14 protein-coding genes are annotated in these 14,549 nt (G+C 59.0%); 12 read left to right on the top strand and 2 right to left on the bottom strand.

Annotated features, from left to right (window positions below; genetic code table 11):
- The first annotated feature begins 133 nt into the window (after positions 1–133).
- The 10 genes from ACR0AI_RS03340 (at position 134) to ACR0AI_RS03295 (ending at position 11,580) form a co-directional block, all read left to right on the top strand.
- On the top strand, positions 134–3,553 hold the full coding sequence (locus ACR0AI_RS03340) for an indolepyruvate ferredoxin oxidoreductase family protein (RefSeq protein ID WP_480670696.1): 3,420 nt from the start codon (positions 134–136) through the stop codon (positions 3,551–3,553).
- 80 nt (positions 3,554–3,633) lie between these two features.
- A complete protein-coding gene (locus ACR0AI_RS03335) occupies positions 3,634–4,512 on the top strand; it encodes a lysophospholipid acyltransferase family protein (protein WP_480670698.1) in 879 nt (292 codons plus the stop codon).
- 8 nt (positions 4,513–4,520) lie between these two features.
- Entirely contained in the window at positions 4,521–5,330 is an 810-nt protein-coding gene (locus tag ACR0AI_RS03330) for a glutamate racemase (protein ID WP_480670700.1), read from the top strand.
- A gap of 94 nt (positions 5,331–5,424) precedes the next feature.
- Positions 5,425–6,453: an N-acetyl-gamma-glutamyl-phosphate reductase gene (gene argC, locus ACR0AI_RS03325; RefSeq protein WP_480670702.1), complete on the top strand. Its 1,029-nt coding sequence runs from the start codon at positions 5,425–5,427 to the stop codon at positions 6,451–6,453.
- 7 nt (positions 6,454–6,460) lie between these two features.
- Positions 6,461–6,907, top strand: a complete 447-nt coding sequence (ccmE, locus tag ACR0AI_RS03320; protein WP_480670704.1) for a cytochrome c maturation protein CcmE — start codon at positions 6,461–6,463, stop codon at positions 6,905–6,907.
- A 152-nt stretch (positions 6,908–7,059) separates the two neighbouring features.
- A complete protein-coding gene (locus tag ACR0AI_RS03315; protein WP_480670706.1) occupies positions 7,060–7,671 on the top strand; it encodes a holin-associated N-acetylmuramidase in 612 nt (203 codons plus the stop codon).
- Positions 7,662–8,237, top strand: a complete 576-nt coding sequence (locus ACR0AI_RS03310) for a holin family protein (RefSeq protein WP_480670708.1) — start codon at positions 7,662–7,664, stop codon at positions 8,235–8,237. Before ACR0AI_RS03315 ends, ACR0AI_RS03310 begins: the two co-directional genes overlap by 10 nt.
- Positions 8,238–8,312: 75 nt before the next feature.
- Positions 8,313–10,277 carry a heme lyase CcmF/NrfE family subunit gene (locus ACR0AI_RS03305; RefSeq protein WP_170467087.1) on the top strand — a complete coding sequence of 655 codons (1,965 nt, stop codon included), beginning with the start codon at positions 8,313–8,315 and terminating at the stop codon, positions 10,275–10,277.
- Positions 10,274–10,729, top strand: coding sequence for a cytochrome c-type biogenesis protein (locus ACR0AI_RS03300; protein ID WP_480670710.1), 456 nt, complete (start codon positions 10,274–10,276; stop codon positions 10,727–10,729). The genes ACR0AI_RS03305 and ACR0AI_RS03300 overlap by 4 nt, the downstream gene beginning before the upstream one ends.
- 74 nt (positions 10,730–10,803) lie before the next feature.
- Entirely contained in the window at positions 10,804–11,580 is a 777-nt protein-coding gene (locus tag ACR0AI_RS03295) for an enoyl-CoA hydratase-related protein (RefSeq protein WP_480670712.1), read from the top strand.
- 15 nt (positions 11,581–11,595) lie between these two features.
- Here the strand turns inward: ACR0AI_RS03295 and bmt are convergent, their stop codons facing one another.
- Together bmt and ACR0AI_RS03285 are read right to left on the bottom strand one after the other, a co-directional pair.
- Positions 11,596–12,609 carry a betaine--homocysteine S-methyltransferase gene (gene bmt / locus ACR0AI_RS03290; protein WP_480670714.1) on the bottom strand — a complete coding sequence of 338 codons (1,014 nt, stop codon included), beginning with the start codon at positions 12,607–12,609 and terminating at the stop codon, positions 11,596–11,598.
- 121 nt (positions 12,610–12,730) lie between these two features.
- A complete protein-coding gene (locus ACR0AI_RS03285; protein WP_170373627.1) occupies positions 12,731–13,048 on the bottom strand; it encodes a DUF1476 domain-containing protein in 318 nt (105 codons plus the stop codon).
- A gap of 276 nt (positions 13,049–13,324) precedes the next feature.
- Here ACR0AI_RS03285 and purC point away from each other — a divergent pair, with 276 nt between their 5' ends.
- Positions 13,325–14,080, top strand: a complete 756-nt coding sequence (purC, locus tag ACR0AI_RS03280) for a phosphoribosylaminoimidazolesuccinocarboxamide synthase (protein WP_170467720.1) — start codon at positions 13,325–13,327, stop codon at positions 14,078–14,080.
- 235 nt (positions 14,081–14,315) lie between these two features.
- Complete coding sequence (gene purS, locus ACR0AI_RS03275; protein WP_170526572.1) at positions 14,316–14,546, top strand: phosphoribosylformylglycinamidine synthase subunit PurS; 231 nt, start codon at positions 14,316–14,318, stop codon at positions 14,544–14,546.
- Positions 14,547–14,549 lie beyond the last annotated feature (3 nt).

Genomic DNA, 14,549 nt, shown 5'->3' with positions numbered 1-14,549 from the left:
GAAATAGGCAACAAGTTCCACAATCAAACCATGAAATCCTTGGGATTCAGGGGATAATGGCTATACAGGTCAATATTTATGACCTAAAATGCGTGAATATAAAGCACACTGATCTGACGAGGGGAGACGTCTGATGAGTCAGCCACACATAACGCTGAACGACCGCTTCGATCTTGAGAAATCACCCGTTCTGTTGAACGGAACGCAGGCGCTTGTGCGTCTGATGCTGATGCAGAAGGCCCGCGATCAACAGGCCGGGTTGAACACCGCCGGGCTGGTGACGGGCTATCGCGGTTCACCTCTGGGTGCGGTGGATCAGCAGATGATGCGCGCCCAGCGCTATCTGGCTGAAAGCGATGTGACCTTTCAATACGGCTTGAACGAGGATCTGGCGGCAACCGCGCTTTGGGGCAGCCAGCAGGCGGGCCTCCGCGGCGATGGCCGGTATGACGGCGTCTTTGGTCTTTGGTACGGCAAAGGGCCGGGGGTTGACCGGTCGGGAGATGTGATGCGTCACGCCAATATGGCGGGCACCGCGCAATATGGCGGTGTGCTGATGGCGATGGGTGATGATCATACCGGCGAAAGCTCAACTGTCTTGCACCAATCGGAGTGGTCTCTGGTCGATATGTATATGCCCGTGGTCAGCCCCGCAGGCGTGCAGGAGATTCTGGACTACGGCATTTACGGATTTGCGCTCAGCCGGTTCGCTGGTGTCTGGGTTGGTCTAAAAACGATGAAGGACACGATCGAGGTGACATCGGTCGTCGATGGCAGGCCGGACCGGATGGGCGTTGTGATCCCGGAATTCGACATGCGCGAGGGTGGGTTGAACATCCGTCTTGGTGATACGCCGCATCTGCAAGAGGCCCGCGTAATCGACTACAAGCGTTTCGCGGCCGAGACGTTTTCGCATGCCAACAAGCTGGACAAACGAGTCTGGGGCAAACCGGGTGCCAAGATCGGGTTCGTCGCGGCGGGCAAAAACTGGCTGGACCTGACCCATGCGCTGTCGTTGTTGAATATAGATGAGGGTGAGGCCGAACGGCTGGGCATCACAACTTACAAGATCGGGCAGACGTTCCCGCTGGATATGGCTGGATTCCATGATTGGGCAGAAGGTCTGGACCTGATCGTAATCGTTGAAGAAAAACGCAAGCTGATCGAGGTGCAGGTCAAAGAGGCAATCTTTGACGACCGTCGGGGTCGCCGCGTTTATGGCTGGTACAAGGGCGGCGCCGGAACGCTGCATCGTGAGGAGTTGTTCCCCACACGCGGCGCATTGGACCCTATCATGATTGCCGAAAAGCTGGGTGACATCCTGATCGAAGAGGGGCGCGAAACGGATGGCATCCGCGCAGGCCTCGCCAAACTGTCTGAGGCGCGACGGGCTGACAACGCACAAGAAATCGCGACGCGTTTGCCCTATTTCTGCTCGGGCTGTCCCCATAACAGCTCAACCAAAGTGCCCGAGGGCAGCCGCGCCTATGCAGGCATCGGATGCCACTACATGGTGCAGTGGATGGACCGTGAGACGACCGGTTTCACCCAGATGGGCGGTGAGGGTGCGAACTGGATTGGTGAGGCTCCGTTCTCGACCACCAAACATGTGTTCCAGAACCTGGGTGACGGGACGTATAACCACTCGGGTGTGCAGGCGATACGCGCGGCGCTGTCGGCGGGCACCAACATCACCTTCAAAATCCTGTTCAACGATGCGGTTGCGATGACTGGCGGGCAGGGGAACGAAGGTGATTTGACGGCTGAACGGATCGTGGCCGAGGTGAAGGCCATGGGCGTGCAGCATGTGGCTCTGGTCTATGATGAAAAGGAAGACGTGAACCTTGGGGCTCTACCTTCGGGTGTAGAGAGCTTTGAACGTGCCGAGTTGATGAAAGTGCAGGATCGGTTCCGCGAGATCGAAGGCGTCTCAGTCATCGTCTATGTCCAGACCTGCGCGGCCGAGAAACGCCGTCGCCGCAAGCGTGGTGAGTTCCCAGACCCGGACAAGCGCGTCTTCATCAATACCGATATTTGTGAAGGCTGTGGTGATTGCGGGGTGCAGTCGAACTGCGTCTCGATTGTGCCCAAGGAGACCGAACTGGGCCGCAAACGCGCGATTGATCAATCCAGCTGCAACAAGGATTTCTCGTGCCTGAACGGGTTCTGTCCGTCCTTTGTCACTCTGGAAGGAGCAAAGATCCGGAAAGAGGCGACCAAACAGCTTGATCTGCCGGATCTGCCTATGCCCGATCTGCCGCAGATCAACGGTACGCATAACGTGGTTATCACCGGCATTGGTGGCACAGGTGTTGTGACCCTCGGGGCGATTCTGGCGCAAGCGGCACAAATCGACGGCAAAGGTGCGGGTATGATGGAGATGGCTGGCCTCGCCCAAAAAGGCGGTGCGGTTCACATCCATTGCCGTCTGGCGAACAGGCCGGAGGATATCAGTGCCATTCGCGTCGCAACCGGCGAAGCGCATGCGCTGATCGGCGGTGACCTTGTTGTTTCGGCCGGGGCCAAAACCCTGGGCCTGACTCGGGCCGGACAGACTGGCGCGGTGGTCAACAACCACAGCACAGTGACCGGCGATTTTACCCGCGACACCGAATTCCGCATTCCGGGCGACCAGTTGGAGCTGGCACTGCAAGCGCGGCTGAAGGACGGGGTGAGCCTGTTCGATGCGACCGATCTGGCCAAGATCGTGATGGGCGATTCGATCTATTCCAACATGATGGTCTTCGGTGCGGCATGGCAGCGCGGTACTCTGCCCGTCAGTCACGAGGCGATCATGACCGCGATTGAGCTGAACGGAACCGCCGTAGAGCGCAACAAGCGGGCCTTTGACGTGGGTCGCTGGGCTGTTCTGCACCCGGAGGAGGCGCAGGCGATGCTGGCCCCTTCCGTCTCGGAATTGCCGAAGACCCTGGATCAAATGATCGACTTCCGGGCGCAGCACCTGACCGACTACCAGTCGGCCCGATTGGCGAAACGCTACCGCAAGCTGGTAGACGGTATTGAAGACGAAACACTGCGCGAGGCCGCGGCAAAAGGCTACCACAAGCTGTTGTCCTACAAGGATGAATACGAAGTCGCGCGCCTGTTGCTGACCAGCCGTGAAAAGGCTGCTGCCGAGTTCGACGGTGATTTCAACATGACCTTCCATTTGGCCCCGCCGATTTTTGGTGGGGAGGGCAGCAATGGCAGACCGCGAAAGCGCGCCTTTGGAGAATGGATGCTTGGGCCTCTTAAGCTGTTGGCCAAGTTGAAGAGTTTGCGCGGTACGCCTTTGGATATCTTCGGCTACTCGGCCGAGCGGCGGATGGAACGCGCGCTGATCAAACAGTACGAACAGGATATGAAAGAGGTACTGCCTCTGGCAACGGAAGACACGCGGGATGCGATCGTTGCACTCGCCCGTTTGCCGCTCGACATACGTGGTTTTGGTCCCGTTTTGATGCAAAACGAAGCCAAAGCGGCCAAACGGCGCGAGGAACTGCTTGCCACGATCCGCAGCGGCGGGCCTGAGATGCGCGCTGCGGCGGAATGAGGCGTCACAAACCTGTCACCTTCGCTAGGCAAAATCTCCGCTTAACGTATAATGCAGGCAGTTAGTTCCGGAGTCCTCAGATGCCCTCGCGCCGTCATGTCGTTCGAGACATTTCTTATGCCCATTCCGCCGAAACCAAGGGCGGTCGGATGGTAATCAAGCTGATGGAAAACACGACAGGCCGCATGCGCCTGATCAAGCGTGCGGACGGGTATGAACAAGACGTCGCCAAGGGGCGCGATTTCTGGGATGTCATGGTCGAACGCTACGGCCTGACGCTGGATGTCGTGGGCGGGGCGATGTCGAATATCCCGAAGGACGGCCCACTGATCCTGATTGCCAATCACCCTTACGGTATTCTGGACGGTTTGATGATGGGGCATATCCTGTCTGAAACGCGCGGAGATTTCCGGATTCTGGCCCATCGCGTGTTCCGCAAGGCAGAAGATCTGAACCGCATCATCCTGCCGATCTCTTTTGATGAGACCAAAGAGGCGATGAAACTGAACCTTGAGACCCGCAAAACCGCCTTGAACTATCTCGGCGACGGTGGGGCGATCGGGATTTTTCCGGGTGGAACCGTCAGCACGGCCCTCACGCCGTTCGACCACCCGATGGACCCCGGCTGGCGCGGATTCACCGCTCGGATGGTCGCCAAATCCCATGCCACAGTGGTGCCGGTTTTCTTTGACGGCCACACTTCTCGTTTGTTCCAGATCGCCAGCCATTTGCACAACACCCTGCGGATGGGATTGCTGATCAAGGAGTTCAAAAAACGCGTCGATACACCTGTGAGAGTGGTGATCGGCGAACCGATTGGCCGTGATGTTCTGGACCCACTCAGCAAGGATACGCGCAAGATGATGGATTTCCTGCGCAAAGCCACGTATGAGCTGTCTCCGACACCGCTGAAGTCATATGACTACGGCTATGAATTTGAGGAACGGCATCGCGCCTGAAGGGGCTAATGGCAGTAGGTATCTTTGATTCCGGTTTGGGCGGTCTGACCGTTCTGAACGCCGCGCAGCAACGGCTGCCTGACGTGGATTTCCTGTATTACGCGGACAGTGCGCATGCGCCTTACGGCGTGCGCGATGCCGAGGATATCTATCAGCTAACCCGCAAGGCGGTCTACGACTTGTGGGATCGCGGCTGCAATCTGGTGATTCTGGCCTGCAATACCGCCAGCGCGGCTGCCCTGCGCAGGATGCAGGAAGAAGGCGTGCCCGAGGGCAAACGGGTTCTTGGGGTCTTTGTCCCTCTGATCGAGGCGCTGACCGAGCGGCAATGGGGTGACAACTCGCCTCCACGGGAAGTGGCGGTCAAGCATGTGGCCTTGTTTGCAACGCCCGCCACAGTCTCCAGCCGCGCCTTCCAGCGGGAATTGGCGTTTCGCGCGATTGGTGTGGATGTCGAGGCGCAGGCCTGCGGCGGCGTGGTGGATGCCATTGAAGACGGTGATTTGATTCTGGCCGAAGCTCTGGTGCGCAGCCATGTGGATGCGTTAAAGCGCAAGATGCCCGAACCTCAGGCGGCCATTCTGGGCTGCACGCATTACCCCTTGATGGCCGAGACGTTTCAGGCTGCTCTGGGCGCGGATGTTCAGGTGTTCAGCCAGGGCGATCTGGTGGCTGAAAGCCTGGCCGACTATCTGCAACGCCACCCGACCATGATCGGTGACGGAGAAGGCGGCTATCTGACCACCGGCAAGCCAGGTTTTGTCAGTGATCGGGCGACGCAGTTCCTCCGACGACAAATCTTGTTTGAGGCGGCCTGATTTAGGTCAAGGACGCCTCCCTTCCGATTTTCTAAATCCAAGACCGTCACAGTGGCGGTCGTGATATGTGACACATGCAAAGAAGAGGTCTGACATGACCCATAAAATCGCAATCTTGGGCGCCTCGGGCTATACTGGCGCTGAACTGGTGCGGCTGATCGCCGAGCACCCGAACATGGAGATCGTGGCTCTGGCGGCGGAACGTAAGGCGGGTCTGTCGATGGCTCAGGTCTTCCCGCATCTGCGCCACATGAATCTGCCGGATCTGTGTAAAATTTCTGAGATCGACTATTCCCAGATCGACCTGTGCTTCTGCGCGCTGCCGCATAAAACCAGTCAGGAAGTGATCCGGGACTTACCGAAGAACCTTAAGATCATTGATTTGTCTGCTGATTTCCGGCTGCAGGACGCGGATGAGTACGAAAAGTGGTACGGCAACCCGCACAGCGCGTTGGAGCAGCAGGAAGAGGCGGTCTATGGCCTGACCGAGTTCTATCGTGACGACATCCGGACCGCACGGCTTGTGGCCGGTACGGGCTGCAACGCGGCAACCGGGCAATATGTGTTGCGGCCGTTGATTTCAGCCGGTGTGATTGATCTGGATGACATCATCCTCGATCTGAAATGCGCCGTGTCGGGCGCTGGCCGGTCGTTGAAAGAAAACCTGCTGCATGCCGAGCTGAGCGAAGGCGCGAATGCCTATGCCATCGGGGGCACACATCGTCATTTGGGTGAGTTCGATCAGGAGTTCTCGAAATTGGCCGGGCGCACGGTGCATATCCAATTCACACCGCACCTGATCCCGGCGAACCGGGGTATTCTGGCGACCTCCTACGTGAAGGGCGACCCGCAGAGCGTTTACGAAACGCTGGCAAAAGCCTATGCAGAAGAGCCTTTTATTGAGGTTTTGCCGATGGACGAGGCGCCGTCGACCCACCATGTGCGGGGATCGAATTTCTGCCATATCGGTGTTGTTGCGGACCGGATTGAACGGCGCGCGATTGTGATCGCCGCTTTGGATAACCTGACAAAAGGTAGCAGCGGGCAGGCCTTGCAGAATGCCAACCTGATGTTAGGTGAGGATGAAACCCGAGGGCTGATGATGGCCCCTTTGTTCCCGTGAGGACGGTATGAAAACGCTCAAGAAACGTCGTCGAGTTCAGATCCTTCTGGTGGCCGTAGCGGCCCTGGCGGTGTCGACGGCGTTGATTGGGTATGCAATGCGCGATGGCATCAACTTCTTCCGCTCGCCCAGCCAAGTGATCGCCGAGCCGCCTTCGCCGACCGAGGTGTTTCGGATCGGTGGTCTGGTCGAAGAGGGCTCGATCGTGCGGGGGCAGGGTGAAACGGTGCGCTTTGTGGTCACCGATGGCGGAGAAAGTGTTCCGGTGGCATTTACCGGGGTTCTGCCGGATCTCTTCTCGGAAAATGAGGGCATGGTAGGCACGGGTCGCTACGTCAACGGTGTGTTTGAAGCGACTGAAATCCTTGCCAAGCATGATGAGACCTATATGCCGAAAGAGGTCATGGACGCCTTGAAAGAACAGGGCGTTTACAAAGATCCTGGCGAAAGCTGAACGCAGCTGCGCTGCGTGCCTCCGGCGGAGGTATTTTTGAACAGAAGAAGCAGGGGCGTTGCGTGCGGGTGGCAGGCGGCGCTCTGTTTCGTTTGGGATTGTTAAGGAGTTTGCAGGATCGTTCCCGTCGACTGATGCGGGTGGGGGTCGTAATGCAGACGGTTCGACAGATTGCCGACGAGATTGTGCGCCGGGAAGGCGGGTTTGTTGATGATCCGGATGATCCGGGAGGAGCCACTAATTTCGGCGTGACCATTCACACGATGCGGCGTTTGGGTTTGGATTTGACGCGGGACGGGGTGGTTGATGTCGCGGATGTGCGGGCGCTCAGCCGCGCGCAGGCGGTTGATATCTTTGTGCAGCATTATTTTGAGAAACCGGGGATCGCCGCTTTGCCCGAGGCGCTTCAGGCCAGTGCGTTCGACATGTATGTGAATGCGGGCGCGCAGGCGGTGCGCATTTTGCAATCGCTGTTGGTGAAGATGGGTTTTGCTGTTGTGGTGGACGGGGTCATCGGCCCGCAGACCATAGGCGCCAGTCAGGACGCGGCGCACCCGAACCCGGTTCAGTTGCGGGACGCTTATGGGGTGGCGCGGCGGAACTATTACTTTCGGCTCGCAGATCGGCGTCCCGCGTCGCGAAAGTATGCGCGTACCCGTGCGGGCGGAAAAGGAGGTTGGATCAGACGGGCGGAAGAGTTCCTGTCGGATCGCTATCACCTGAGCGATGAGGCGTTTCATAGGAGGGTTGCGGGATGGGATTGATCTCGGGCGTATTAGGGTTCTTGTTCGGTGGCGGGCGCAACTTGGTGCGCGAAACCGTAGAGGTCTTTCGGGAAAACGCCGATGCGGGTGCCCAGCGCCGAATGGTGGCGCAAACTCAGGCCATGACGCAGTTCGGGGCTGAGTTTCAGAGGCCGCCCAAACGCATGTTCGACCGGTTCATGGACGGGTTGAACCGGCTTCCGCGTCCGGCTTTGGCGCTGGGAACGTTGGGCTTGTTTGTTGCCGCCATGATCGATCCGATCTGGTTTTCGGCGCGAATGCAGGGGATTGCGCTCGTGCCCGAACCGTTGTGGTGGTTGCTGGGCGTTATTGTCTCGTTCTATTTCGGGGCGCGGCATCAGGCGAAATCGCAGGATTTGCAGCGCGAGATCTCGGCCGTGATGGCGCGGACTCCGACAGTTTTAGCCAACCTTGATGCGCTTGGAAATATGCGCAGCGACCGACCCGGTGTGGCAGATACGGGGTCGGATGCGCGCTTGGCGCAAGAGAGCCTGCTGGCTGATGCGAACTCAGCGTTAGAGGATTGGCGACGCGAACGGGGCTGAGTTGCGACACTATGTGCCCCGAAATCAAACGAAAGTGGTTGGCGATTGCAGTGCCTCCGGCATATATCCTGCCCTATGGTTACAGAGCTAGGTCACTTCGCGCTAATCCTCGCCTTTTTCGTCGCTATCGTGCAAAGCGTGGTGCCCCTGATCGGGGCATCGAAACGCTGGGCCGGATGGATGGCGTTTGCGGAACCGGCGGCAATCTCGCAATTCCTGCTGACGGCGTTTTCGTTCGGAGCGCTGGTTTGGGCGTTCACCACGTCTGATTTCTCGCTGCGGATCGTAGTTGAGAACAGCCATTCGGCGAAACCGATGATCTACAAGATCAGTGGGACATGGGGGAACCACGAAGGCTCGATGCTGTTGTGGGTGTTGATTGTGACCCTGTTCGGCGCAATGGCCGCGTTTTTTGGCGCTGGCCTGCCGCCGACGCTGAAAGCGCGCGTGTTGGCTGTGCAGTCGGCTGTGGCCGTGGCGTTTTTTGCCTTTATCCTGTTTACCTCGAACCCTTTTGATCGTCTGGCGATTGCTCCGTTCGATGGGCGCGACCTGAACCCGCTATTGCAAGATCCGGGCTTGGCGTTCCACCCGCCGTTTCTTTATCTGGGCTATGTCGGCCTGAGCATGGCGTTCAGCTTTGCCGTGGCCGCATTGATCGAGGGCCGTATTGATGCGGCCTGGGGCCGGTGGGTACGGCCGTGGACCCTGGCCGCCTGGGTGTTTCTGACCATTGGGATCGCTCTGGGGTCGTGGTGGGCCTATTATGAGCTTGGCTGGGGCGGTTTCTGGTTCTGGGATCCGGTCGAGAATGCCTCGTTCATGCCATGGCTGCTGGCCGCGGCGCTATTGCACTCGGCTATTGTCGTTGAGAAGCGCGAGGCGTTGAAAAGCTGGACAATCCTGCTGGCGATTATCGCCTTCGGGTTCTCGCTGATCGGGACATTTATTGTACGCTCGGGGCTTCTGACCTCGGTCCATGCCTTCGCCACGGACCCAGAGCGGGGCGTGTTCATTCTGTTGATCCTTGTGTTCTTTATCGGCGGCGCGCTGACCCTGTTTGCGGCGCGGGCGCAGGCGATGGAGGCCAAGGGCGTCTTTGGCATGGTCAGCCGAGAGAGCGCGCTGGTCGTGAACAACGTGCTGCTGGCTGTTAGTTGTTTTGTTGTATTCGTCGGCACCATGTGGCCGATGGTGGCCGAGATGATGTTTGACCGGAAACTCTCGGTCGGACCACCGTTCTTTAACGCGGCCTTCACGCCATTCATGGTGCTGTTAGGGCTGGTCCTGCCGGTTGGCGCAATGTTGCCGTGGAAGCGCGGCAAGCTGGGCAAGACAGCGTGGTCGCTGCGCTATGCGTTTGTGCTGGCCGTCGCCCTTGGCGTGCTGGTCTGGGCCATGCAGACGGGGCGCAGCGCTTTGGGGCCTGTGGGTCTGTTTCTGGGCGCGTGGATCACCTTCGGCGCCGTTCTAGATTTGTGGAGCCGGACGGGACGCAACGGCAGCCTGAAACGTCTGTTCCGCCTGCCGGGCGCCGATTGGGGCAAGGCGGTTGCCCATACGGGGCTGGGTGTGACCATCTTCGCCATTGCCGGTCTGACCGCGTGGGAGGTTGAGGATATCCGCGTCGCCCAGCCGGGGCAGCCTTTTGAGGTTGGTCAATTCACCTTGACGCTTGAGGATGTCAATCGCGTGCAAGGGCCGAATTATTTCTCGACCATGGCGGATGTGAAGGTGGAGACCAACGGGCGCATGATCGGGACGCTGCATCCCGAAAAACGCGACTATCCGGTTGCGCGTATGCCCACCACCGAGGCCGCGATTGACTACCGTGTCATGCGCGATCTCTATGTAGTGATCGGGGACCAGCAGGCGGATGGGGGCTGGGTTTTGCGGACCTATATCAAACCCTTCGCCAACTGGATCTGGGCCGGATGCCTCATGATGGCGTTGGGCGGCGTCCTCAGCCTCTGCGATCGACGGTTCCGGGTGGCGGCTGGCGCACGCAAAGCGCCTTCGGCCGGAGTACCCGCAGAATGAAACGTCTGATCCTGATCCTTATGCTGTTGGCGGCGCCGGGATTTGCCGTGCAGCCCGACGAAGTTCTGGACGATCCGGCGTTGGAGCAACGGGCCCGTGACCTCAGCACCGGGTTGCGCTGTCTGGTCTGTCGAAACGAGAGCATCGACGAAAGCAACGCAGACCTCGCGCGCGATTTGCGATTGCTGGTACGCGAAAGGCTGGTGGCCGGGGATACGGATGAAGAGACGATTGCCTTTATCGTCGACCGCTATGGTGAATATGTGCTGCTGAAGCCTACGGTTACGGGCTCGAACCTGATGCTGTGGCTGGCCGGGCCAATCATGTTGCTGATTGCCGCCGGTGTCGGCTTGGTCTTTTTGCGCAATCGGGCCAAGGCGCAAGCATTGGGTGAAAGCGACGGGCTGAGCGACGCCGAAAAAGAGCGCCTGCGCCAAATTCTGAAAGACTGACGCTTGGTTCCGCTTTTCCTCGGCTTGTGAATACGGCAGTGTCCGCTCACGCATAGTCGCGAGGGAGAGCTTTAATGGACTACGAAACGATCCTGCTGGACATCACGGACGGGCTGGCGGTGCTGACGCTGAACCGCCCCGACAAGATGAACGCGCTGACCACGCAGACCCGGGCCGAAATTACCCACGCGATGAAGCATGCGGCCCGAAACGCGCGGTGCATCGTGTTGACCGGGGCCGGACCGGCCTTTTGTTCCGGGCAGGATTTAGGTGATGCATCCTCAACCGGAAAGATCGATCTGGAACGCTCGCTGCGCGATGAATATGAGCCGATGCTCGAAACCATCCATGACAGTCCGGTGCCCACCATTGCCGCTGTCAACGGACCAGCGGCCGGGGCAGGGGCCAACCTTGCGCTCTGTGCCGATGTGGTGATCGCGACCGAGAGCGCCTATTTCCTGCAGGCCTTTTCCCGCATCGGTTTGCTGCCGGACGCTGGCGGCACATGGTTCATGCCGCGTCAGATGGGGCTGGCCAAGGCCATGGGGGCCGCGTTGTTTGCTGACAAGATCACCGCGCGTCAGGCCGATGATTGGGGGCTGATCTGGGAAGCGGTCGGCGATGATGCGTTTGATGCCCATTGGCGTAGTCGGGCCGCACATTTGGCCCAAGGTCCGACGGCGGCTTATGGCGCGATCAAGCAGGCCCTGCGGGGTACGTACGAAAAGACCTTGCCACAGCAATTGGCGACCGAGGCACATTTGCAGGGTGAATGTGGACGCTCACGTGACTTCGCCGAAGGCGTGGTGGCCTTCATGGAAAAACGCCCCCCGAAATTCGAGGGGCGCTAACATAGTGTAAGGACCTTAAGCGCGGCGGCGGCGTCGGGTGCGCCGCTCGGGCGCGGCGTCGTCGCCGGTCCCATCCGAGGCGGATGAGAACGGTCCAAGCGCATCGGTGATCTGATCAAGCGTCGGGCGCGCGCCACGTTCTGTGCTGTCCAGAGCTGCACGCATTTTCTCAAGATGCGCGGGCATAGTGCCACAGCAGCCACCGATGATCTTTGCGCCTGCGTCGCGGGCCATCACGGCATAGTCGGCCATCAGTTCCGGCGTGCCGTCATAGTGGATGTGGCCGTGGACATATTTCGGAATCCCCGCATTGCCTTTCGAGATCAAAGGCCGCTCGGTCCCTTGTGCGGTGAACCCAAGTACAGTGCGCAGAATATCCGACGCTCCGGTACCGCAATTCGCGCCAAACGCAATCGGAGGGTTGGGCAGCGTTTCGACCAACAGAGCCAGATCAGCCGAGGTGACGCCCATCATGGTGCGCCCGGCAGTGTCAAAGCTCATGGTGCCACACCAGGGCATTTCGGCCAGCGCAAAGGCCTCGGCTGCGGCGCGGAATTCTTCCGGGGCACTGATCGTCTCGACCCACAGAACATCGACGCCGCCGTCTTTGAGGGCCTCGGCCTGTTCGTGGAACATCTCGACCGCCTCGGAATGCGACAGGCTTCCGACCGGCTCCATGATCTCACCAGTGGGGCCGACTGAGCCGGCAACCACGATGGTGCGTCCGGATTTGTCCGCGACCTCACGCCCCAACTCGGCGCCAATGCGGTTCAGCTCGCCCACGCGGTTCTGCGCATCATGCAGCTTGAGCCGGGCCGAGGTGCCGCCGAAGGTGTTGGTCAGGAACAGATCACTGCCCGCATCGACCGAGCCCTGATAAAGCGCGCGGATCTTGTCCGGCGCATCCACATTCCACAGTTCGGGTGCGTCGCCGGATTGCAGACCCATGTTGAACAGATTGGTTCCGGTCGCACCATCGGCCAGAATGACCTCTTTGGTCTCTAGAAGCTGGGTCAGCGCGTTTGTCATGGGCTTGGTCCGACGTGTTTGGCGCAAAGCGCCCGTATGAATATGAGACGCCCCGTGTCTCATGACCGGGGCGTCAAATCAAATTCATATTACTCATGAAGATCATGAGGGGACCGGTGGCTTAGTCCGTCTCGCTCATGACCTGTGCTTTGGCTTCGGGCAGAAGCTCAGCCATTTTGGCGCGGATTTCGTCATCCGAGGACAGACCGCCCAGATCGGCAGAGACCTTGCGCACGACGTCTTCATGGCCTGCCTCTTCCATATCAGCGATCACGACGGTTTTGGCGTAGTCGTCCGCGTCAGAGCCGGTTTTCCCAAGCTTTGCCGCCGCCCAAAGGCCCAGCAGTTTGTTGCAGCGGGCCTGGGCCTTGAACTGCATTTCTTCGTCATGGGCAAACTTGGCTTCAAAGGCGTTTTCGCGTTCGTCGAACGTGGTCATTTTATTGGGACCTCATAGCGTGGACATTCCTCATCTAGATAAGAAACGAATTTCGGAATGTATAGCGAAAATGGGCTTTGCGCGACCAAATGCGCTGTGTTGCTGCACGCAGGCTTTCTTGGCAGGTCTTAAGTGTGCTCAATACCGTATGAGGAACCGTTGAAAAGCGGATGCTTCGATGGAATACAACGAGGCAACTTGCGGGTTGGAGCGGGCTGCTCTATGAGGGCCGCAGCCGCGCGATATGCGCGTATTGCCGATATGGAAGGGGCCCCGATGGCGCGTCGCAAGAAAATCTACGAAGGCAAAGCCAAGATTCTGTATGAAGGCCCCGAGCCGGGCACTATCGTGCAGTACTTCAAGGATGACGCAACCGCGTTCAATGCCGAAAAGAAAGACGTGATCGATGGCAAAGGCGTTCTGAACAATCGCCTGTCCGAGTTTTTCATGAACGGCCTTACCCAGATCGGTGTTCCAAACCACTTCATCCGCCGCCTGAACATGCGCGAGCAGTTGGTGCGGAATTGCGAGATCGTCCCTCTGGAAGTGATCGTGCGCAACTATGCGGCCGGTACGATGTCCAAACGTCTGGGCATTGCCGAGGGCACGCAGTTGCCGCGTCCGATTGTCGAATACTGCTATAAGGACGACTCTCTGGGTGATCCGCTGGTCACCGAGGAACATATCGCGGCCTTTGGCTGGGCCAGCCAGCAGGACATGGATGATATCCTCAGCCTCGCGCTGCGCGTGAATGACTTCATGAGCGGTGTGATGCTCGCCGTGGGCATTCGATTGGTCGATTTCAAAATCGAGATCGGCCGCGTATTCGACGGTGATTACCAGCGTCTGATCGTCGCTGATGAGATTAGCCCCGACAGCTGTCGCTTGTGGGATATCGAAACCGGCCAGAAGCTGGATAAGGATGTCTTCCGCCGCGATCTGGGCAACCTGACCGACGCCTATTCCGAGGTCGCGCGCCGCTTGGGTGTTCTGCCGCAAAGCAATGTGACCAAGCCGACGCTGATCAACTGATATCGGCCCCTGCCTGACAGAATTGCAAAGCGCCGCCCTCATCCGGGCGGCGTTTTTTGTACCAGCGCAAGGTAAGTAGTTCGACCCGCATCACCCGCGCGGCCCGATTTGAGGCATGCCCTTTCGTAGCTTTTCAATCTTCGCCTCAAACAGGGTTGTCCCAAAGGCACAACCGCGCTATCCCCCGCGCAAAGAAATGGGCCGGCGATCGTGGCCCTCAGGTGGAGTTGCGAAGATGAAGGCACGGGTGCATGTGATGCTCAAGAACGGGGTGCTGGACCCTCAGGGTGAGGCGGTCCGCCACGCATTGGGCGCCATGGGCTTTGATCAGGTCGAAGCTGTGCGTCAGGGTAAGGTCATTGATCTGGAACTCGCAGAAGGCGCGACCGAGGCGGACGTGACCGAGATGTGCGAAAAGTTGTTGGCCAACACCGTCATCGAACGCTACGAGATCGAACTGGTCTGATTG

The sequence above is a fragment of the Ruegeria sp. BG3 genome, assembly GCF_056538485.1.
This window is presented reverse-complemented; position numbering and strand designations above follow the sequence as displayed.